Genomic DNA, 20963 nt, shown 5'->3' with positions numbered 1-20963 from the left:
ATAACACGGTGGATGTTGCTACACTCTATTGGGCGGCGATGCCGGGCAATGCGGGTGATTTTCCGAGTGAAGAAAGTTTCTACACGTTTATAGAACCTGCCTTGTGCTTCTTCACAGAGGAAACGAATTACAAAAGTTCTCCCTCGCCTTTTGGTATCAAGATGGCAGATCGGGTAAGCGGAAAACCCATCCATGTGGATATTTCCGACCTGCCCATGAAGCAGGGAATTATCACGAACCGCAACAAGTTTATCTTGGGGCCTTCGGGTAGTGGTAAGTCCTTTTTTACCAATCATATGTGTCGCCAATACTGGGAACAAGGTACTCATATCGTGCTTGTGGATACGGGAAACTCGTATCAGGGGCTTTGTAATTTCATCAACCGTCGTACCAATGGCGAAGATGGGGTCTACTTCACCTATACCGAAAAAAATCCCATTTCATTTAATCCATTTTATACCGACGATGGGGTCTTTGATATCGAGAAAAGAGAAAGTATCAAAACTCTGATAATGACTTTGTGGAAGCGGGATAACGAACCTCCCACACGTTCGGAAGAGGTAGCCCTGTCCAATGCGGTGAGCTTGTATATAGAGCGTATAACGATTGATGAGTCGGTTGTACCCTCATTCAATTCATTCTACGAATTTGTTAAATTGGACTATGCTGCTATCCTCGATGCCAAGCGGGTAAGGGAGAAAGATTTCGACCTTGCCAATTTTCTTAATGTGCTCGAACCCTACTATAAGGGTGGCGAATATGACTTCCTGCTGAACTCCGAAAAACAGCTCGACTTACTATCTAAACGATTCATTGTCTTTGAAATAGATGCGATCAAGGATCACAAAATTTTGTTCCCGATTGTAACGATCATTGTTATGGAAGTTTTTATCAATAAGATGCGTCGTTTACAGGGCATCAGAAAGATTATATTAATCGAGGAAGCGTGGAAAGCGATAGCTAAAGAAGGTATGGCAGAGTATATTAAGTACCTTTTTAAGACCGTTCGAAAATTCTTCGGCGAGGCAATCGTTGTCACTCAGGAAGTGGACGATATTATCGCATCACCTATCGTTAAGGAGTCCATCATCAACAACTCCGACTGTAAGATTCTCTTAGACCAGCGTAAATACATGAACAAGTTTGATAGCATCCAAGCTCTCTTGGGGCTTACCGAAAAAGAAAAAAGTCAGGTGTTATCCATCAATATGTCCAAAAATCCGAACCGAAAATACAAGGAAGTCTGGTTTGGCTTGGGCGGTGTTCAGTCGGCTGTATATGCCACAGAAGTGAGTTTGGAAGAGTATTTTACGTTCACGACAGAGGAGACCGAAAAACTGGAAGTGATGCGGAAAACCGAAGAGTTAGATGGTAATATTGAGTTGGCTATAAAACAAATAGCTGAGAGTAAACGCAAGTAAAAACGAAAAGCCATGTTCAGTCCATGTAATATAACCGATTCTTGTTCCACTTCTACAGACTTTTCCATGCGGGAGATTACGGGGCGTTGGGTAAGTAGAGAAGGTGCACCTGCGATAAGCATATACCGCAACATCTCCCGAAAGAAGGGAGGCATCCGGCTCAGTCTTATGTACAACAACCCGCTGGTGGTCTGTGATTGTACGGTCTACAACGTATTCGGTCTGCATTACATTGAGCTGTACGAGCGTATCGAGATTACTTATGACCGGGAGCAAGAGATCTTGCATCTTTCCGCTTTCGGAGAATATGTCCGTCAGGAGGATTAGTCCCCTCAAGGGCTACCTCCGACTTCGGACGATAAACGAGTAATAACAATTAAAAAATAACGAATATGAAGAAAATACTTTTCTGCCTTATGGCATTCATGACGCTTTGTACCTATCAGGTAAAAGCACAGTGGACGGTGATTGATCCCTCCAATCTGGCACAAAATATACTGACTGTTTCCAAAACAGCCACAACAGCCAGTAATGTGATTAACTCTTTCAAGGAGATGCAAAAAATCTACGATCAGGGAAAACAGTATTATGACAAATTAGAATCAGTACACAATCTGATCAAAGATGCCCGCAAAGTGAAAGAAACGGTAGAATTGGTTAGCGAAATATCTCAGATCTATTCAACCAACTTCAACAAGATGCTATCCGATAGGAATTTCAGCGTTAACGAGTTGGAAGCCATATCGAACGGATATGCCAAACTATTGAATGAGAGTGGTAACCTGCTTTCGGATATAAAGAATGTTGTTTCCCTCTCTAACGGGCTTTCGATGACCGATGCCGAGCGCATGTCAATTATAGATGACATACACGCTAAAATGCTAGAGCATCGCAACCTTGTCCGCTACTTTTCTAAGAAAAGCATTTCCGTGTCTTTTATCCGCAGTCAGGAAAAAGGAGATATGGAGCGAGTTAAAAGTTTGTATGGTAATCCATCCGATAGATATTGGTAATCATGATACTGCTAGCAATAGATTTTGATAACCTGCATCAGCTTCTGAGGAATCTGCATCAGGATATGATGCCTCTTTGTGGTGATATGGTCGGTGTTGCTAAAGGAATAGCCGGACTCGGTGCACTCTTTTATGTAGCTTCCCGTGTATGGCAAGCCTTGGCACGGGCAGAACCGATAGATGTATATCCACTGCTCAGACCCTTTGTCATCGGACTCTGCATTATGTTCTTCCCGACATTTGTTCTCGGTACGATCAACGCTGTTATGTCTCCTGTGGTCAAAGGAACACATACCATATTGGAAACACAAATGACAGATGTGCATGGCTTGCAAGCCGAGAAAGAGCGATTGGAATACGATGCACGGCTGCGTGAAGGAAAGGCATGGCTGGTCGATGACGAGGTGTATGACCAAAAGATGAAAGATCTAGGAATTACGGATGCTGCCGAAATGATCTCCATGTGGGGAGAACGCACCTGGTATGATATGAAAGTGTGGTTTCGCCAACTGATCCGGGATTTCTTCGAACTGCTGTTCAATGCCGCAGCCCTTACCATTGATACCCTGCGAACGTTTTTTCTGGTGGTCTTGTCAATCTTAGGGCCTCTGGCATTTGCCCTCTCTGTTTATGACGGTTTTCAATCCACGCTGACCAATTGGATTTCCCGCTATATCTCGGTCTATCTGTGGCTACCCATTGCTGATCTGTTCTCGGCTGTGCTCTCCAAGATTCAGGCACTCATGCTGCAAATGGATATAGACCTGCTAAGAGATCCGTCCTATGTGCCGGATGCCAGTAACGGTGTATATATCATTTTCTTCATCATCGGCATTATAGGATATTTCTCTATTCCGAGTGTGGCGGGTTGGGTTATTCAGGCAGGTGGCGGTAGTGCTACCCGTGGAGTAAACACAATGGCAAGCAAAGGGGCTGCGATGGCAGGAGGTGTTGCCGGAGCTGCGGCAGGCAATGTCGCCGGTCGCCTGATGGGAAAGAAGTAATTAGGCACACTGTATTTATTTATTAATTCAAAATAAAAAGGACAAATGGAGTTCAAGAGTTTAAAAAATATAGAAACATCATTTAAGCAGATACGCCTTTTCGGGATTGTCTTTGTTTGTATGTGTACCGCTATAACGGGCTACTCCGTATGGTCGTCGTACAACTTTGCCGAAGCACAACGCCAGCGTATCTATGTATTGGATGGGGGCAAGTCCCTAATGCTTGCCTTGTCCCAAGATATGACACAAAACAGACCTGTGGAGGCACGCGAACACGTCAAGCGTTTCCATGAACTGTTTTTCACTCTCTCACCCGATAAGAAAGCCATCGAAAGCAACGTAAACAGGGCATTGTTCCTTGTCGATAAGAGTGCTTTCAAATACTATCAGGATATGGCAGAAAAAGGGTATTACAATCGTATCGTGTCGGGAAATATCAATCAAATCGTGCAGGTAGACAGCATTGCCTGCGATTTTGATAGCTACCCCTATAAAGCGGTAACCTATGCCAAACAGATGATTATTCGGGAGAGTAACCTCACAGAACGCAGTCTGGTTACCCGTTGCAATCTGATCAACTCGGTACGCTCGGACAATAACCCGCACGGCTTTACGATGGAAAAATTCGAGATTGTGGAGAATCGGGATATTCGGATATCGGAAAGGTAGGTAAGGCTATGATACGAAAAATAATGAAATACATTAATGAATGGTTGGAGGATGGTCTGCGAGGAATACTCGGCAGACTAACTCCCGACAGACGAATTATCCTTGTGATAGCAATGTTTCTTGTTTTCGGTGGTCTTTCCATCTACATGACCTTTTCCTCTATTTACAATTTCGGTAAAGACAAAGCAGAAAAGATGCAGATAGAGCAGATCGAATCGCTGAAACTACAATTGGAACAACAGCGAGACAGTATTAACAATCTAAAATCAGTAGAATAATGGAACAGGAAGATTTGAATAAAGAAATACCACTACAAATGGAGGCTATTGCTGAAGCACAACCATCTGTACCGGATAATAAATCGGAAGCGAAAAAAGAACCTCCGAAACCACCAAAGCAAGAACTTTCGATAGCGGAGAGACAGAAACGAAAGAAGATGTTGATTATGCCACTGTTCTTCTTGATTTTCGGTGGCGCGATGTGGCTGATCTTTGCCCCATCGGATGATGGGAAAGAACAGGCGGTAGGGTTAACGGGTTTCAATGCCGAACTGCCCGTGCCAAAAGACGAGGGCATTGTGGGAGACAAACGGGATGCCTATGAGCGGGAAGCAATGCGACAAAAGGAGCAAGAGAAGATGAAGTCTTTACAGGATTTTTCCTCCATGTTCAACAATACTGAGCAAAGCGATTATGAACAAAAGGACAATGCCTACAATACATCTCTGCAAGGAGAGCAACCCCGAAGTTCAACTTCCCGAACGATACAGTCCTCGGCAACTGCTTATCAGGACATCAACAAGCAATTGGGTGATTGGTACGAAAAACCTGCTGAAACGGACAGACAATCACAGTCCGAGATGGAACAGCGAATACAGGAATTGGAACGGAAGCAAGAGGAAGCCGAAGCAAAAAAAGCGGAAGAGGACGAACAGACAGCCTTGCTTGAAAAGTCTTACCAGATGGCGGCACGCTATATGCCTGCTCAGCAGAGAGAACAACCAATAGACGATGTTAACATAACACGTACTAGCGAGAAAGTCAAAGTACAACCCGTTAAACAAGTGCATCAGAATGTTGTATCGCTATTGGCTGCTCCAATATCCAACGATGAATTTATCGCTTCGCACAGCAAACCCCGAAATACGGAATTTTTAACTGCCGCAGGTAATGAGGCGATAAAGGATAAAAATAGCATACGTGCTTGCGTGAATCAAACCGTAACCCTGACCAATGGTAAAGAGGTACAACTTCGTCTTTTAGAGCCAATTAGGGCAGGCAATATCTTGATTCCTGCCAATACCTTGGTGACGGGAGCTTGCCGTATTGGTGGCGAACGTCTGGAGGTAACGATCAACTCCATTCAGTATGCAGGAAACATTATTCCGGTTGAACTGCAAGTGTACGATATGGATGGTCAATCTGGAATTTTTATTCCCAATAACGATGAAGTAAAAGCAGCCAAAGAAGTAGCTTCTACATTGGCATCATCAGCAGGAACAAGCATTATGATTTCAGATAATGCAGGTTCACAATTGGCAGCCGACATGGGTAAAGGTTTGATACAAGGGGCTTCACAGTATATCAGTAAAAAGATGAGTGTCGTAAAAGTTACCCTCAAAGCAAATTATAAGCTCCTGCTGTTACCCAAAGAAAATTAATAAAACCACTAAAAAATCAATGTTTAACGAATTTAAAATCAAAAGTATGAAACGATTCTTTTTAATATTAACACTTGCTGTAAGTGTATTTACAGTCCATGCACAAGAAGTATCCCAAGATACTATTGTGGTCAATACCAAGCCGACAACGGGTGACTATTACGAGGGTTTTACCCGTCCGCTGACCTTTAACAGAATGATACCACCTTATGCTCTGGAGGTCACTTTTAATAAAACAGTGCACGTTATTTTTCCTGCTCCTATACGTTATGTCGATTTAGGGTCGGCAGATCTTCTCGCAGCGAAAGCGGATGGCACGGACAATGTATTGAGAGTGAAAGCTGCTTTGCGGGACTTCAGCCGGGAGAGCAACTTGTCCGTCATTACCGAAGATGGTGCATATTATAGTTTCAATGTAAAATATGCGGATGAACCCGTAAAACTGTCCGTTGAAATGACCGACTTCCTGCACGATGGCGAAGCGGTGAACCGTCCGAACAATGCTCTTGGAGTCTATATGCAGGAATTGGGACAGGAATCGCCACTACTTGTCAAGTTGATTATGCAGTCTATACACAAGAATAATGACCGGGAGATAAAACACATCGGCTCGAAGCGTTTCGGAATACAACACACGCTGAAAGGTATTTATACCCATAATGGACTGTTATATTTTCATCTGCAACTAAAGAACTCGTCCAACGTACCGTTCAACGTAGATTTTATCACATTTAAGATTGTGGATAAAAAAGTAGCCAAACGTACTGCGATTCAGGAGCAGGTGATTTGGCCACTTCGTGCCTACAATAATTTGATGCTGATAGGTGGACAGCAGACAGAACGCATGATTTTCACTTTGGCGAAATTTACGATTCCCGATGACAAAATGTTGGTGGTGGAATTGAACGAACAGGAAGGTGGACGCCATCAACGGTTCACATTGGATAATGCCGATTTGGTTCGGGCAAAGGTTATTAATGAACTAAAAGTGAAGTAAAATGAGACGCTCGATAATATTATTGGTGTTTATGCTGTGCTTGTTCTTTATAAACCAAGCACATGCACAACGTTCACTGCCGGGTATGCGAGGCATACAACTCACAGGCGGTATGGTGGATGGAATCTATTCGTCCAAGAACGATAATGAAGCGGGATATTATTTCGGTGTGGCAATGGCGACCTATGCCAAGAACGGAAATAAATGGGTGTTCGGTGCAGAATATCTGGAACGCTACTACCCGTATCGGGAGAAACGATTGCCAATAGCTCAATTCACGACTGAGGGAGGTTATTACTACAATTTTCTGACTGATCGGTCTAAAACAGTTTTCCTTTCGTTGGGAGGTTCTGCCCTTGCAGGCTATGAAACATCAAATTGGGGCGAAAAGACCTTGTACGATGGTTCTACTCTTCAACATAAGGATGCTTTTATCTATGGTGGTGCTATCACATTGGAGATTGAGACGTACTTGACAGACCGTGTGGTGTTACTCGTTACAGGGCGAGAACGCATCCTCTGGGGTAACTCTACGGGACATTTTCATGGGCAGTTCGGTGTAGGAATCAAATTTATAATCAATTAAGAGGCACAGTCTCTTTTGTCTAACAGAATATACAATACAATAATGATGAAAAGAATAAAGACTTTTTTCGGGATAACAGTGTGGCTGGCAGCGATAATGCTGCTGGCCTTAGCCTGTAGTAGCGATATGGATATTAATAAGGTTTACGCATTTGATTTGGTTTGTATGCCAGTTCAGAAAAAAATCGTTCAGGGAGAGGTGGCGGAGATCCGTGCACAGATTGTAAAGGAAGGGAACTTTCAAGATACCAAGTTCTACATTCGGTATTTTCAAGTAGATGGCAAAGGAGAGCTTCGGCTCGATAATGGCACAGTGCTTCTACCAAACGATTTATATCTTTTGGAAAAAGAAACGTTTCGGATGTATTACACTTCTCATTCTACAGACCAACAAGTGATAGACGTGTATATCGAAGATAGCCACAGACAAGTAGTACAAAAGACATTTTCTTTCCAAAATGACCGGGGTGACGAGGAAGATTTACCAATAGAAGCGGAATAGCCATGATGACGATGATGGTAATCTCATACATAGTTACTTGGATAAATATTATTTATGCCTATGTAACTGCTCCAACGGACGTTGAGATGTGGGGTGAAGAAATTGAATAGTTAACAATCAGATAAATGCCCGAAAATTCTTTGGGCATTTATCATTTTACAGACAGACTATGAAATATATAACAATCCTATTGATAACTTTACTTCATTTGCCTGCATGGGGACAGCAAAGCGATTCTCAAAGACGAAAATCTCAAATAGAAAAGTGTACGAAGCCGATTTATTCCGTTACAGCATTTTATCAGATAGCGGATTCTTTACAAATGACTATTGATGAATTATCGGATTATCCCGTAATATCTCCAATAAAAAAGTCTGGGCGTATCTCATCAGGTTTCGGGATGCGAAAGCACCCATGTTACAAAAGACAAAAATTTCATACGGGAATTGATATTCCACAAGTGAAAGGCACTCCTGTGTATGCCACGGGCAACGGAATAGTGATTGGCAGAGGTTATGATGTGGGGTATGGCTATTTTATAGAGATTCAACATACTAGTGGCTTTCGTTCATTCTATGGTCATTTAAGTCGGATATTGGTAAATGTGGGGGATAGAGTAAGCATCACCCAACAGATAGCTTGTGTGGGTAGTACGGGAGTAACAACAGGGAGTCACTTGCATTATGAAATAAGGAAAGGAAGACGTTATTTAAACCCGATAGGTTGGTGTTACCTGCTGTTTAAATACTTCAATGATGATTTCTTATAGAAAAAACTAAAATTACAGATGAAATATTACTTGCCGAATATCAAAAATTAACAAAAACAACTAACTTTGAAATAAATCATTAGTCTATGAATTACATACAGAAAAATCTACTATCCGGGGAAGAAATAAAATATGTTGCAAGACTACATTTTTTCCTTTTCGTTCAACCGATTATATTACTGCTTATCGGTGCTTTTTTAGCATCAAGTCCTAAAGAAATATCAGCCATGACTTACTATGCGGGCTTATTAATTTTGTTCTTCGGGATTATTTCGTTGTTGTCAAGAATACTAATAAAAGTAGGTTCGTCTTATGCCGTAACTAACAAACGGGTGATACTAAAAACAGGTGTTATCAGTCGCAAAGCAGTAGATTTGGTATTGGCGAAATGTGAAGGTCTTCATATAAAACAAAGTATCTTAGGTCGGATATTTAATTTCGGAACAATTACTGTTACTACAGGAGGTGTTTCAAGTTCCTATCCGTATATCGCCGATCCGTTGGTTTTTAGGAAAGAGATAAATACGCAGATAGGGTAATAATATAAAACGCTCAAATTATTCTGGGCGTTTTACATAACCTAAATAGCCATGTTGCTAATTTTGAGGCGTTATTTATATAAATATTTTCTCCATGTCTAATTATAGAACATCTTCATTATTTCACTATACCACGTATAATGGTCTAAAATCCATCTTAAAACAAGGAATTATTCCTAATTATTGCAAAGAAGATTTTTCCATAGATGGAGATGCTTTTGCCGTTGGAATTCCTATGGTAAGTTTTTGTGATATCCCACTAACAAGGACATATGAGTTTACTAAAAGGTACGGACATCATGCCATCGGATTAAGTAAAGAATGGGCATTGAAAAATCAAATCAACCCTATATTATACATTAAAAATGAGGATATTATCTCTTCGCTAAAGTTCTATAAGGAATATGAGCTTTACTCCAAAGCAAAAATGGCAACTGGACTAATGAATTCCATTGACTTAAAAATGAACCCAATTAAGGTTTATAATCCATCTAAAGAGTATAAATCTTCCCACAATGCAAACTTAAATCTATTTGGATTCTCTAAAAAATATATAGGAACACATAAAGGTAAAGAGCAATGTAACTACGAAGAAAATGAGTGGAGATACATTTTGAAAGAAGAAAAAGATATAGCTTGGAAATGGGAAGAGGCAGAGTATTTAACATGGAGAGGTTCGGGAGATAAAAAGCCTGAGCCTGATAAATATTTGAAAGCCCAAACACTTAAATTTGAGATAGAAGACATTTCATACATTATAGTTCAATTTGAAAATCAAAGAATGGGAATTGTAAACTATATCAGCAAATTATCAAAATTGTGTGAATCCGATCCAATATTGAATGATGAAAATAAAAAACTGCTCTATTCAAAGATAATTTCGATAGAACGCGTTAGAACAGATTTCTGATATAATATTGGCATATGTTATTTGTAGGAATAGTAATGCCCGAGGGGAGAATGTTTCATCTCAGTATCGAAGGAAGAAACATCTGACATGGCTTTTTTGCTTCTTTTTCTCCCGCATAAAGTCCTCTTGTGGCTCATGGAAAAAGTAACGGCGGAAATTTCTCTCCGCCATTAAGTTTTTGATTTTCGTTTCAGTTCTTCGAGTTGTCGGAGCATAAAAGTGTGATTTTCTCCAACTGTATGCTCCGAATCCATCATAAAGGAACTATCTCGGCATAATCTGCATTGTTTGATAGCCTTATTCAAGTGTGTTACTTCGATGGACTTTCCTGTTATATCTTTAATTTTCATTGTCTTTAATTTCTGATTCAAATACATACCAACTATCTCTATAATGCTCACCAATGAGATTAAAAGCTCCTGCCAGATTGGCACTTCGAGCAAACTTCTTGGCTTCCAAAATAGATTTGAATTCTCCCAATTTTCGGAAGCCAACAAATAAGATGTAAATATTTTCTTTCATTATGCTGCTAATCTATTTTCTATTAGTGATATATTTTGCTCTACAAGTTGAACGATTCTATCGTGGTGCTTGGTATTTTTATTACATACTCCACGGCTTTGAATAACCTTTAATTGTGAAATTGATACCTCTATCGTTTCAATTCTTTTTCCATCAATACAAGCCGAAAGTATTAGTGAATCGGCTTTTGAGTGGTATCCTGCTACGCAATAATCGTTATGTAAAGTGATGCATAAGCACCATTATGCTCAGTATACAGTTATGTGTAGTGTTTGGAAAAAAATACTGTTTCCTAATCAGATAGCGATAAAACACTAAACATAACATTTTGATTTAGCTATATTTTCCGTATAATGAATTGTATTTAAAATTCAATTAAAATGGAAAAAATCAAACCAAAAGAATTAGTAAGCCTTTTGAATAAAGAGCTTACTAGAATGCAGTACAAAAACTCATCATTGATTCAACACCGAAGGAATTGGGCGAAATTAGTTGTGTTTTTTGAAGAGATACAGGAAGAATATTTTTCGATGAAAACAGCGATGAAGTATCTTGATGACACATGCGATTTTTTTGCTAAGGAAAAGGCTAACGAACTCACTTCAGGTAACACATGGCTTTACCGTTCTATCAAGATGTTATGTGATTTCTATCAACATGGGACACTCTTGCGTCGTCATACACGAACGAATTTTACTGTAAACAAGGCATTTCATCAGGAACTTCTGACGGCATTTCATACAAGTTGTGTTTCTATGGATTATGCGCTATCCACGACAAAAGGATATCTGCGTACAGTAAGTAAATTACTTTCGTTCATTGAATCGAAAGAAATTATCGCAAGAGACCTTGATCCCTCTATACTTGTATATTATGTGAAAACACTTCTTGGTTATAGCCCGAAGATGGTTGAGTTTACATTCTGCGGAATACGATCTTTCTTACGTTTTCTTCATGTTTCAGGGTATATAAAAAGGGATTTGTCCAACTCTTTACCAACAGTAAAAATTCCACAGAAGGCTCGTATCCCATCAACTTGGAATCCAACGGATTTGAAAAAATTACTGGAAGTTATTGACCGGGGAAATCCCTCTGGCAAGCGAGATTACGCGATCATATTGCTAGCCAGTAGGCTTGGGATGAGGTGCGTAGACATAAAGTCTCTAAAATTTGACGATATTAAATGGGATGAGAATCGGATTGAAATAACTCAAGTAAAGACTAGAAAACCTACAACTTATCCTCTTTCACGAGAAATTGGGTGGGCTTTAATTGATTATATCCAAAAAGGTCGTCCCAACAGCGAAGATAAAAATGTATTTGTTCGGCACACAGCTCCTATATGTTCTTTTGGAGATTCAAGTCGTCTGATGGATATGATAAAAAAATATATGAAGATGGCACATATATCAATTCCCCAAGACAGAAAATTTGGCATGCATTCTTTGCGCCATACCTATGCCACTTCCTTAATGGAAAGGCATGTTCCAATTGAAGAGATCGCTCAATTGATGGGACATGTAGATACCACCACTACTGCGATTTATCTTAAGAGCAGTTTGAATCTACTAAAGGAATGCACTTTAAATATTGATGATCTATGAATATCTATACCTCTAACTTTTCTATGGATATAATAGATCTCATAGAACAAAAACGGATATTGGGATATAAGTATGAATCTCAAGCAGTAATACTAAAGCATTTTGATCAGTTTTGCTTAAAAAATTATCCAGATGCAACTATACTTGAAAAGGAAATCGTTCTCCATTGGGTAAGAATTAATCCAGGGGAACATCCTTCTACTCAAGAAACCCGACTTTCCCCAATCAACGAATTGGCGAGATATATTATGCGTAAAGGAGGATGGGCATATATACTGCCCAAAGGAGTGTTAGCAAAGAAAGTCAAATTCACTCCTTATATCTTTAGTGATAACGAGATTAAACGTTTGTTTGCAACTATTGATAATGATTGCCATTTTTGTTATGAAGTCCCTCTACGTCATATTGTGATGCCAGAATTCTTCCGCCTTTTATATTGTTGCGGGCTTAGGGTAACAGAGGCTAGATTGTTAAAAGTGGAAGATGTTGACTTAGAGAATGGTATTTTGAGTTTAACCCGAACCAAGTTAAGCAAACATAGACAAATCCCATTGTCTTTGGAATTGCTCAATCGTTTTAAGGAATACTCTCAAAAAATACATGTTTGCTCCACATCAGAAACATGGTTCTTCCCCGGTCTCAAAAATAATGCAATGACGAGCCAAAATATAAATAGAAATCTACGAAGATTCCTCTGGAATGCAGGGATATCTCATTCTGGAAGAGCAAAACTAGGTGAACCTGGTGCCCCATGTGTTCATTCGTTGCGACATACATTCGCTGTCAACTGTTTACGTAAATGGATGCGACAAGGTAAGAATCTGAATGCATATCTTCCAATTCTTCAAGCATATATGGGACACACCTATTATCGAGATACGGCTTACTACCTACACCTAAGCTCTGATTTGGTTCAGGATATCAGATCCAATCTTGAACAAACACTAGGAGCCATTATACCGTTCAACTCATCACTAAATGAAATAAATTATGAAAAACACGACTGATTTTGCCAATCATCTATCCCATTTCTTTACAGACTTTCTAATAGGATGTCGAAACTTAAGCAAGAATACAATCTCCTCTTACAGTGACACTTTCCGGTTACTTGTAATTTACTTTAATGATCAACAGTCTATTCCCCCTGAAAAGTTGACCTTGAAGAATATAAATGATAAATCTGTCTGTAATTATCTTGATTGGTTACAAAAAGAAAGAAGATGTTCTAATACGACAAGAAATCAACGTCTTGCTGCTATTCACTCATTCTTTCGTTATCTTCAGATGCAAGACTCCAAGCAACTATTGAGTTGTCAGAAGGTTATGCAGATACCTTTTAAGAAAAGTGTCCAACCTATCTTGAATCATCTTACCATATCTCAGGTAAGTTCTCTGTTGAGACAACCGGATATTAACAAAAAGGGAGAAAGGAGAGATATCGCACTACTTAGTGTTCTCTATGACACTGGAGCCCGAGTGCAAGAACTCTGCGACTTGAAAGTTCGAAATGTCAGATTAGAGCCTCCATCCACAATTACTTTAACAGGAAAAGGGTGTAAGACAAGGCTCATACCCATTGTTGGAAATACAGTTAAATTATTGACTAACTATATCGAAGAAAACAAATTAACTGGCACACATAAATTAGATCACCCGTTATTCTATAACCAGCGGCGGCAAGCATTAAGCAGAGGCGGAATCACTCATATTTTGAGAAAATATGCACATATGGTTAAAGACAAGAATATGCCAGAGAAAATTACTCCACATATTCTCAGACATAGCAAAGCAATGCACCTGCTTCAAGCTGGCTATACTATGGTTGTAATTAGAGACTGGCTTGGTCATGTTTCTGTGCAAACAACAGAGATCTACGCGACATTGGACATCGAAGCCAAACGCAAACTTCTTGAAGAATCTTTTCCCGATAATATTCCTGATTGTGACTTCCTCGATTGGAATAAAAATGACAATCTTATTAATTTTTTGAAAAGGTTTTAAAAATATTATGCACAGTGTCTTGCATATATAGCTTTTAGTTTGAATATATTATAAGTAACACTGTGCATAACTGTATACTGAGCATAATGATGCATTGCTTGTCCCTCTGCGATAATCTCTGCTACGCTCTCCAACATACGAATACTAATAGTTCCATCCGAAAACGCAAGTCCGAAAAATTTGCCTTTTTGTTCTCTGAATGAATCTTCCTTTGCAAGTTGCTTTTCGATTTCGGCTTGTGCATCTGCTTTTGCTCTCTTAATAACATATCGGTCATGTTCGGCTTTTAGGTCAGTCGGACAAACGTATTTTGCATTGTGCAAATCTTTACCGAAGAATCGAAGCATATCTATATAGTCGCACCAAAGAATGGCATCTTCGATTTTGTATTTGTTGCGGATAACTATTTTGATGGATTGCCAATAACTGTCAATATGCTTCCATCCCATATTCATAATACGCTCTAATAGCTTTGTATAGCCTGCTTTGATGAGTGTTTCGGCTCTGCTGTCACTCAATAGGGTACGGAATAGGTCTAACTGTTTTTGTCCGTACAATGCTTTCTTATAGCCAGTTCTTTTCAGTTCGGGTATAAGTTTTTGACGTGGGTATATTTCCCCCATACTTCCTATCTTGTCATAGATATTTATGTAAAACTTATTGTTGCTGTTCTCGTTCCTAAGTTCCAAAGAGGTATGAAATATCCATAAATCAATACAGCATGTTCCCATCGTCTGGCGACGTCGGGCAAAGGTGTAATGTTTCCCATCGGGAGCAATCCAACGTTGCATCACTTCGGAATATGAAAGTTTTGTCAGTTCTCCCATTTTGGATTTATAACTTAACATGATGGTGCGCATCACTTGATAGCCTTTATGAGCCGTGATGATGTTCATATAATAACTGTCATCGAATGTCCGTTTCTTGGTGGTCTTGGCTATTAATTTTGATTGACAATTCGGGCACTCGCACCCCAAAAGGGTATTTGCTAATTCTCCCATTCCTTGCCATGTGTGACCGCACTTGGTACATGTAACGATTCCTTTTTCGGTTCTGCGTCCAACATATTGGATAGCGTGGTCATATCCCCATTGGATTTGCATTTTGGTAAGTTTGGGCAAACTTTTACTTGCTTCTACTACTTGTTTTTGGAGTTTATTCTTTGGTTTCATAGGTCGATAATTTAAAAGTCAAATAGACTTGGTTGGGGATTTAATGCTACTCTTTTGGCTTTCTTAGTTGGTTGTGTTATTTTTCGATAGGCTTCGTCTTGTGCCTTTTGCATGGCATCTTGACGTGCTTTCTCTTTTTCTTCGGCTGTTAATACTACTACATGATTAACAGCTACTTGTGCATTGTGCATTGGCTTACCTATCTCGATGTTATCCTCGTCATAGAAATGTACAGCCATGCCGAATATCTCATCATCGTGAAAACCATTGCAACCGCTTTTCTGCACTTGGTTTAGTATATAAGTCACGCAATCCTCTAACTTCTTTTCGGGCAGGGAGTAGCGAAATGAAAATAGTAAATCTATCTCGGCACGTTTGTCTAAATATGCTTTTATCGTATTTTGGAAATGGTTTGTTGCTTTCATATCTTTGGGTATTATGGGGCAGGATTACTGCCCCTTGTGAATACTTTTACTTCTTAGAATCGGAAATGAATATAAAAATTGAAGGCTCGTAAGGTTTGTTGTATATATCGGTACTGCTTTTTAGTTTTCGGCTTAATACCTCGACTTTTATAGCATCATTCGGTACTTTATTTGTTCTACCAATTGAATACAAAGCACTTAGTTCAATATCAACTTTATAAACCTTGCTATTATAGTTTATTTGTTCGGGGAGGTTTGCTCTTTTAAATGTTTTCATCTTCTTGAGTGATTATATGTTCTTTGGGTATGTTTATTCCATAGTTTTGAGCATCCATTTTTAATGATCGTGCTACTTGGGGGTAGTTGGTATCAATCCAATCAAATTCATCTACAAAATTGTATCTGTCATCTATTCCCATTGCCGTCTCATTGGTCACTAAGACACCTTTAGGGATTGTTATTTCGCCATAATTTCTGAAATTGATTGTTACAGAATTGGCTGTTACTTTTCTATTCTTTTTCATTATATCCTATGCTTTATATTTATACTTCCTTAGTTTTCTGATAATTAATTTAATCCAAAGTAGTACGCTAAGCGTTGCTCCTGCGACTTTGAAAATATCCACCCTGCTAACCTTTTTCCGTTAAAGGTCAGTCTGCTGTTAAACTTTCCTCCCATTGCTTTGAGTTCGTCTTTGATGGCTCTTGTTTCTCCAAATACCGCTACCGCTTTCTCTGAATACTCTACTAATGTGCAACCGTTCTTGCTTGTGCCGTTCTTGTCGCTTGGGGGTGTTAGTGGTGTATCATCAGTCTTTTTGATGCGAATGTTATCTTCGCTCCCTGCTGCATAGGCAAATGATTTAATTGCTTGTTCTCGGTTGTAAATAGGCTCTTTTTCGATTATCCATCCGCTATATTTGCTTTCACCTAAATAGTACCCTGCACCCATCGAATATTTTTCCCGATGTTCGTAATCTTCGTTGTACTCCGTTAAATAGGCAGTTTCTTCAAAATTGGATGCGTGTTTCCGCATTTCAGAAAAGATGTCTCTTTTGTGGGTGGAAAAGCCTAAAATGACAGTCCGTGTTGTTCTTGATGCAAAGTAGTCGCTTTGGCTGTCGCTTTCATCTTGTTTGAGCCATGCCACAATAACGCCCAAAGCATTTTCGGGAAGTATCTCGGCAAAACGTTTGCTCCCGATTGCTTTGACTTCCTCCACTCGTATGCGTTCTTTTTCTTCCTCGTCTGCTTCTTCATTGGCTTTGGCTTGTGCTTCTTGGAGCAATATTGCTACTTCAAAGCTGTCCATAAATTGAGGGTTGTCGGTGTCGTAATAGAACCCTATTCCAAATTTTTCTTTCAATGGTCGAATAATGTCGGCAGTATGAAAGTCCTTTGTCGTTAGGTTTATCAACTTGTAAGTGATGCCCCATTGATTTTTTGTAATGTCGTACACTACATATCTGTGATAGCTGTACCCCTCCATTTGGATAACTTGATTGACCTCTACTACTTGTTCGGCTCTGTCAATTTCTTTGTTCGCACCTAATAAAAATACCTTTGTCATAATTTTTGTGTTTTAATGGATTATAAATAAGTAAGCATGAGATAAATAAGGGTAATTACAGCACCCAACATCAGCAGGCACGAAAGGATACCCCGAATCACATCATAGAAGAGATACAAGCCCACCAAAGCCCAAATAAACCCTGTTCCCCATAAAGAGTAACCCACGATAATTAAGACTATTTTCAAAACCAAACCTATGCTAATTGGAAGGTAGGAGGATCGTTGTTTCTTATTTTTTTCTGCTGTTAGTTTCATAATTTCTGACCTTTTTTTTAACGCTATGCCGTATCGGAGCCGGTGAGGAGTATTCGAGTTTCAGAAGCTTAAAAAAGGGTAGTGTTTAGCTGTGCAAGGTTTTGACGAATAAATACGCTCGCCCGAATAGCAGAAGAAGGGAAAGAGGAAGATTTTTCGCCAAACCCTTTAGGGCTTACCTTGCTGTCAGCGTGAAGAACACGGAATACCTTTGCGACTGAAATCGAATACTCATTAGGCTCTGATGACATTTCGCTTAAAGGGGAAGAAATTATGAAACAAGTAGAAAAAATCCCTTTTACTCTTTCCTGAAGCTATCGAAAGAGTATAAAATGTTTTTAGGCATAGACAAGTATAGACTAAAGCTACCAGCCTATAAATTACTTATGTATGCTGTAATTTAATGACTTATATTTGCTCCCCCCGTAATCATAGTATGAACAAAAAAGTAAATTACTATGGAGATAATATATATTGAAGCCCGAACATTCGAGGCAATGATGACGCAGTTTGAACTGTTCGCCCATAAAGTGAACAAGCTGTGTGAACGCCATACAAGTAAAGGACTTGAAGATTGGTTAGATAATCAGGATGTGTGCCAGATGCTTAATATATCTAAGTGTACCCTTCAAGGTTATCGAGATAGTGGTATGTTGCCCTATACCAAGATTAGCCGCAAACTCTATTATAGAGTCAAAGATGTAAGAAAACTTATTCACGAATTAGAATTGCAACAAAATGGATAATGACATTTTAACGAAGCGAAACGAGCGGGTAATGAAGTTTTTTGCTTTGCTTGACAAGATGTTGGATCGAATTGAAGTTGTCCTGACCTCGGAGAAGCCATCGCTCTTCGGAGAACGATTTTTGACTGACACGGAAATGGCTAAGAAGCTGAAAATAAGCAGAAGAACATTACAACTCTATCGTACAGAGGGTAAAATTCCTTATTTTCAGTTTGGGGGTAAAACCCTGTATCGAGAATCTGATATTCAGAAGATATTAGATCGAAACTATATTCAAGAACTGAAATAGTATTCTATTCATGCGGCTACAACAGAAAACAGGCTTCGAGTTTATTTCGAAGCCTGTTTTTAATTACTTATGACGTCCTGCATTAGTTGAGCATTGCATTTTGAATCGACAATAGAGGCATTGTTGTTACTTCTGGCTTGGTAAATTGATCAATGATCCACTTACGAAAAATATTTGCTTTGACTGATTGCACCCGAAAAGCGATAGTGATTATCATATCCAAACCGTAATAATCGGAGACGATCTTTGCTCCTTCGACTGTTCCACTCATCGACTGATCTCCCATACAGATACCTAATCCCTCAATAGAACGAATATTCTTCTTTGCCTCTTGATAGAAGATTTCAAAGAGTTCGGCGATCTCTGTAATATTCATTCTAACATTTCTTGGAACATGTACAGTTCCATTATCACTTATCTTGATTTTTGTGTTTTTCATAGCTCTATCGGTTGAGATGTTTTATTACTAATTGCTTTTCGTCGTTCCATTAGCTTGTCCATATCCTCTGATATTTTATCATCAGTTACTTTCGAGTAAATCTGTGTACTCGAAATATTGGTATGCCCCATCATTTTACTAATACTCTCAATAGGAATCCCAGCCGATAGCATAAGGGTTCCGAACGAATGTCGGCTCATATGATAGCTGAGATTCTCCTTGAACGCTAAAGCAAAGCCTATCTCATGAACTTCAAACCAAACCTGATCTCGACTTGGTAAAGGGAAGATAGGAGCAGTATTATCGGTTGTATTGTAAAGCATCAAGATTTGTTCTGCTATCGGATGTAGAGGGATAAATGCTTCAACTTTTGTTTTAGTTCTGCTACTTCGGATATATAATCTACCCTCCGCTGTTTTGCCTATATTCTGAGGATAGAGGTTGTGCACATCAACAAAAGCAAGTCCGGTAAAGGCTGAAAAAATAAACGCTCTGCGAGCTAACTCTTGCCGCTGGTAGGGCATTGGAGTTTCCATAATCTTTTTCAGTTCATTTCGGGTAATATGCCGTAATTTAGGAGGATTTTTTTTCTCATACTCCACATCTTCAATCGGACTACTTCTTAACACTTCCTGATCAACCGCAATATAAACCAGCCTGTTTAGCCAGCATAGACAGTGATTCACATGGGTTGTCGCATAGCCTAAATCTTTTTTTAAGAAGTTTTTGAACGATTCTCCAAACTCTTCCGTAATATCTGAAAAGGCAATATCATCCATTCCTCGTGAAAGGACAAAATCACGCAGGTTGCTCTGGGTTGTTTTTGATTGTCGGTAGGTGGATGTTGAATTAATCTCCAGAGATCGTTTTCTCAATCGTTCACGCTCCACTTCACCTGCTTGTAAAAGAAAGGTGGACACACTATTTACTCCTAAAATTATATTTTTGAGTAATTCTGCACTGACAACTCCTTGTTCTTTAAGAGTCTCTTCGTAGGTCTGTTCGATACGTTCCCGAAGTTTATCCAATTTATGATTGGTCGCCCCGTCTCGTACTTTCCCTTTCTTGCTGTTCCAATCGTTCGGTTCACAATAGATTCCGGTTGTCAAAACTGTCTGTTTATTATCAACCGTGATACGGCACAGAATAGGAGTAGTGCCGTCGGTTTTTATTTTACTGCGGTTGATGTAGAATAATATTTTAAATGTACTTCGCATAATCGTTGGTGTTATAGGGTTAATACTAAATCTTTTGTTGTCTCAATATACTTATCCATATCCTCAAAGAGTTTCTTGGGAGTCACACGGGCATAAATCTGTGTTGTTTTTATGTCGCTGTGACCGAGCATCTTTGATACCGTTTCGATGGGGACACCAGCTTCGAGCGTAATCAGACTGGCAAAGGAATGACGGCTCATGTGATAGTGGAGACGCCCTTTGACATCTGCAAGAATCCGTATGCCTTGCATATTTCTTATAATCGTACCATTGTGTATCATTGGAAACAAAGTTTCTCTGTTATCGTCGCGATATTTATCAATTAGGGCAATGGCTTCCGGCAATAATTTGATACGTGCAAGTTGTCCGTTTTTGCCCCGCTTGTATTTGAGCCACCATGCCCCATCATCATCCGTTGATAAATCATCTTTGGTGACGGATACCGTATCAATGTAGGCAGTGCCCGTGTAGCAGGAAAACAGAAACATATCGCGTGTAATAATATGTGATCGGCGACGTTCAGGTATTTCTAAATCCCGAATTTTCTCAAAATCTTCCCGACTTAGGGTTTTAGGGGTACTTTCTTTTTGTTTGGGTAGCTTGTAATAAGCAAAATAGTTTTTATCCGAGTTACCTTCTTTGAAAGCTATCT

General features: G+C 39.4%; 30 protein-coding genes and 1 pseudogene. 18 read left to right on the top strand and 13 right to left on the bottom strand.

Going from position 1 to position 20963, the window contains the following annotated elements:
• The 13 genes from QOX35_RS15910 to QOX35_RS15850 form a co-directional block, all read left to right on the top strand.
• On the top strand, positions 1-1421 hold a 1421-nt coding region (locus QOX35_RS15910), incomplete at its 5' end, for a TraG family conjugative transposon ATPase (RefSeq protein ID WP_283687768.1).
• 12 nt (positions 1422-1433) lie between these two features.
• Positions 1434-1748 carry a DUF3876 domain-containing protein gene (locus QOX35_RS15905; RefSeq protein WP_183309005.1) on the top strand — a complete coding sequence of 105 codons (315 nt, stop codon included), beginning with the start codon at positions 1434-1436 and terminating at the stop codon, positions 1746-1748.
• Between the two features lie 65 nt (positions 1749-1813).
• Positions 1814-2434 (top strand): DUF4141 domain-containing protein, encoded by a 621-nt coding sequence (locus QOX35_RS15900; RefSeq protein ID WP_183309006.1) that lies wholly within the window; start codon positions 1814-1816, stop codon positions 2432-2434.
• A gap of 2 nt (positions 2435-2436) precedes the next feature.
• A complete protein-coding gene (gene traJ / locus QOX35_RS15895) occupies positions 2437-3438 on the top strand; it encodes a conjugative transposon protein TraJ (RefSeq protein WP_183309007.1) in 1002 nt (333 codons plus the stop codon).
• Between the two features lie 45 nt (positions 3439-3483).
• Entirely contained in the window at positions 3484-4107 is a 624-nt protein-coding gene (traK, locus tag QOX35_RS15890) for a conjugative transposon protein TraK (RefSeq protein ID WP_283687767.1), read from the top strand.
• Between the two features lie 23 nt (positions 4108-4130).
• Positions 4131-4385 carry a TraL conjugative transposon family protein gene (locus tag QOX35_RS15885; RefSeq protein ID WP_394353500.1) on the top strand — a complete coding sequence of 85 codons (255 nt, stop codon included), beginning with the start codon at positions 4131-4133 and terminating at the stop codon, positions 4383-4385.
• Positions 4386-4423: 38 nt separating this feature from the next.
• Positions 4424-5767: a conjugative transposon protein TraM gene (gene traM / locus QOX35_RS15880; RefSeq protein ID WP_183309039.1), complete on the top strand. Its 1344-nt coding sequence runs from the start codon at positions 4424-4426 to the stop codon at positions 5765-5767.
• A 46-nt stretch (positions 5768-5813) separates the two neighbouring features.
• Entirely contained in the window at positions 5814-6764 is a 951-nt protein-coding gene (gene traN / locus QOX35_RS15875; protein WP_183309010.1) for a conjugative transposon protein TraN, read from the top strand.
• Between the two features lies 1 nt (position 6765).
• The gene (locus QOX35_RS15870; RefSeq protein ID WP_183309011.1) at positions 6766-7350 is read left to right on the top strand and encodes a conjugal transfer protein TraO; all 585 of its coding nucleotides are present in this window, start codon (positions 6766-6768) and stop codon (positions 7348-7350) included.
• 42 nt (positions 7351-7392) lie between these two features.
• Complete coding sequence (locus tag QOX35_RS15865; RefSeq protein WP_183309040.1) at positions 7393-7851, top strand: DUF3872 domain-containing protein; 459 nt, start codon at positions 7393-7395, stop codon at positions 7849-7851.
• A gap of 169 nt (positions 7852-8020) precedes the next feature.
• Complete coding sequence (locus tag QOX35_RS15860) at positions 8021-8620, top strand: M23 family metallopeptidase (RefSeq protein ID WP_183309012.1); 600 nt, start codon at positions 8021-8023, stop codon at positions 8618-8620.
• A gap of 86 nt (positions 8621-8706) precedes the next feature.
• A complete protein-coding gene (locus tag QOX35_RS15855; RefSeq protein WP_183309013.1) occupies positions 8707-9159 on the top strand; it encodes a PH domain-containing protein in 453 nt (150 codons plus the stop codon).
• A 94-nt stretch (positions 9160-9253) separates the two neighbouring features.
• Positions 9254-10069, top strand: a complete 816-nt coding sequence (locus QOX35_RS15850) for an abortive infection system antitoxin AbiGi family protein (protein ID WP_183309014.1) — start codon at positions 9254-9256, stop codon at positions 10067-10069.
• Positions 10070-10239: 170 nt separating this feature from the next.
• On the opposite strand, the gene QOX35_RS15845 is transcribed toward QOX35_RS15850, so the two are convergent.
• The 3 genes and pseudogenes from QOX35_RS15845 to QOX35_RS15835 all read right to left on the bottom strand — a co-directional run.
• A complete protein-coding gene (locus tag QOX35_RS15845; RefSeq protein WP_283687765.1) occupies positions 10240-10419 on the bottom strand; it encodes an NADH-quinone oxidoreductase subunit F in 180 nt (59 codons plus the stop codon).
• Positions 10409-10591, bottom strand: a complete 183-nt coding sequence (locus QOX35_RS15840) for a hypothetical protein (RefSeq protein ID WP_221233052.1) — start codon at positions 10589-10591, stop codon at positions 10409-10411. The genes QOX35_RS15845 and QOX35_RS15840 overlap by 11 nt, the downstream gene beginning before the upstream one ends.
• Positions 10591-10803 (bottom strand): annotated as a pseudogene (locus QOX35_RS15835) (PcfJ domain-containing protein); the annotation flags it as partial. The pseudogene QOX35_RS15835 and the gene QOX35_RS15840, both read right to left, overlap by 1 nt.
• A 246-nt stretch (positions 10804-11049) precedes the next feature.
• On the opposite strand from QOX35_RS15835, the gene QOX35_RS15830 reads away from it, so the two are divergent.
• Genes QOX35_RS15830 through QOX35_RS15820 form a run of 3 tightly spaced genes read left to right on the top strand, consistent with a single transcriptional unit; the run spans position 11050 to position 14196 of the window.
• Entirely contained in the window at positions 11050-12195 is a 1146-nt protein-coding gene (locus tag QOX35_RS15830) for a site-specific integrase (RefSeq protein ID WP_283687764.1), read from the top strand.
• A complete protein-coding gene (locus QOX35_RS15825; protein ID WP_283687763.1) occupies positions 12192-13202 on the top strand; it encodes a tyrosine-type recombinase/integrase in 1011 nt (336 codons plus the stop codon). Before QOX35_RS15830 ends, QOX35_RS15825 begins: the two co-directional genes overlap by 4 nt.
• Positions 13186-14196, top strand: a complete 1011-nt coding sequence (locus QOX35_RS15820) for a tyrosine-type recombinase/integrase (protein ID WP_006844762.1) — start codon at positions 13186-13188, stop codon at positions 14194-14196. Before QOX35_RS15825 ends, QOX35_RS15820 begins: the two co-directional genes overlap by 17 nt.
• Before the next feature lie 5 nt (positions 14197-14201).
• On the opposite strand, the gene QOX35_RS15815 is transcribed toward QOX35_RS15820, so the two are convergent.
• The 7 genes from QOX35_RS15815 to QOX35_RS15785 all read right to left on the bottom strand — a co-directional run bounded on the left by QOX35_RS15815 (position 14202) and on the right by QOX35_RS15785 (position 17871).
• Positions 14202-15368, bottom strand: coding sequence for a PcfJ domain-containing protein (locus QOX35_RS15815; protein ID WP_283687762.1), 1167 nt, complete (start codon positions 15366-15368; stop codon positions 14202-14204).
• An 11-nt stretch (positions 15369-15379) separates the two neighbouring features.
• Positions 15380-15793, bottom strand: coding sequence for a PcfK-like family protein (locus QOX35_RS15810; protein WP_183309016.1), 414 nt, complete (start codon positions 15791-15793; stop codon positions 15380-15382).
• A 46-nt stretch (positions 15794-15839) separates the two neighbouring features.
• Complete coding sequence (locus QOX35_RS15805) at positions 15840-16070, bottom strand: hypothetical protein (RefSeq protein WP_183309017.1); 231 nt, start codon at positions 16068-16070, stop codon at positions 15840-15842.
• Positions 16057-16317: a hypothetical protein gene (locus tag QOX35_RS15800; protein WP_183309018.1), complete on the bottom strand. Its 261-nt coding sequence runs from the start codon at positions 16315-16317 to the stop codon at positions 16057-16059. Before QOX35_RS15800 ends, QOX35_RS15805 begins: the two co-directional genes overlap by 14 nt.
• A 44-nt stretch (positions 16318-16361) precedes the next feature.
• Positions 16362-17363, bottom strand: a complete 1002-nt coding sequence (locus QOX35_RS15795) for a fusion protein (RefSeq protein WP_283687761.1) — start codon at positions 17361-17363, stop codon at positions 16362-16364.
• A 20-nt stretch (positions 17364-17383) separates the two neighbouring features.
• Complete coding sequence (locus QOX35_RS15790) at positions 17384-17620, bottom strand: hypothetical protein (RefSeq protein ID WP_283687760.1); 237 nt, start codon at positions 17618-17620, stop codon at positions 17384-17386.
• A 68-nt stretch (positions 17621-17688) separates the two neighbouring features.
• Positions 17689-17871: a hypothetical protein gene (locus tag QOX35_RS15785; protein ID WP_283687759.1), complete on the bottom strand. Its 183-nt coding sequence runs from the start codon at positions 17869-17871 to the stop codon at positions 17689-17691.
• 207 nt (positions 17872-18078) lie between these two features.
• On the opposite strand from QOX35_RS15785, the gene QOX35_RS15780 reads away from it, so the two are divergent.
• On the top strand, positions 18079-18366 hold the full coding sequence (locus QOX35_RS15780; protein WP_183309020.1) for a helix-turn-helix domain-containing protein: 288 nt from the start codon (positions 18079-18081) through the stop codon (positions 18364-18366).
• Positions 18359-18655, top strand: a complete 297-nt coding sequence (locus tag QOX35_RS15775; RefSeq protein ID WP_283687758.1) for a helix-turn-helix domain-containing protein — start codon at positions 18359-18361, stop codon at positions 18653-18655. Before QOX35_RS15780 ends, QOX35_RS15775 begins: the two co-directional genes overlap by 8 nt.
• Positions 18656-18737: 82 nt before the next feature.
• On the opposite strand, the gene QOX35_RS15770 is transcribed toward QOX35_RS15775, so the two are convergent.
• From QOX35_RS15770 to QOX35_RS15760, 3 genes are all read right to left on the bottom strand, one after another.
• Positions 18738-19094 carry a hypothetical protein gene (locus tag QOX35_RS15770; protein ID WP_283687757.1) on the bottom strand — a complete coding sequence of 119 codons (357 nt, stop codon included), beginning with the start codon at positions 19092-19094 and terminating at the stop codon, positions 18738-18740.
• Positions 19091-20311: a site-specific integrase gene (locus QOX35_RS15765; RefSeq protein WP_283687756.1), complete on the bottom strand. Its 1221-nt coding sequence runs from the start codon at positions 20309-20311 to the stop codon at positions 19091-19093. The genes QOX35_RS15770 and QOX35_RS15765 overlap by 4 nt, the downstream gene beginning before the upstream one ends.
• 11 nt (positions 20312-20322) lie before the next feature.
• Positions 20323-20963 (bottom strand): site-specific integrase (locus QOX35_RS15760; protein WP_283687755.1); only part of this gene is annotated, 641 nt, incomplete at its 5' end.

The sequence above is a fragment of the Dysgonomonas sp. Marseille-Q5470 genome (genome assembly GCF_951230145.1).
Lineage (GTDB): Bacteria > Bacteroidota > Bacteroidia > Bacteroidales > Dysgonomonadaceae > Dysgonomonas.
Note: the sequence above shows the minus strand (reverse complement) of the source record. Positions and strands in the feature narration are given on the sequence as shown.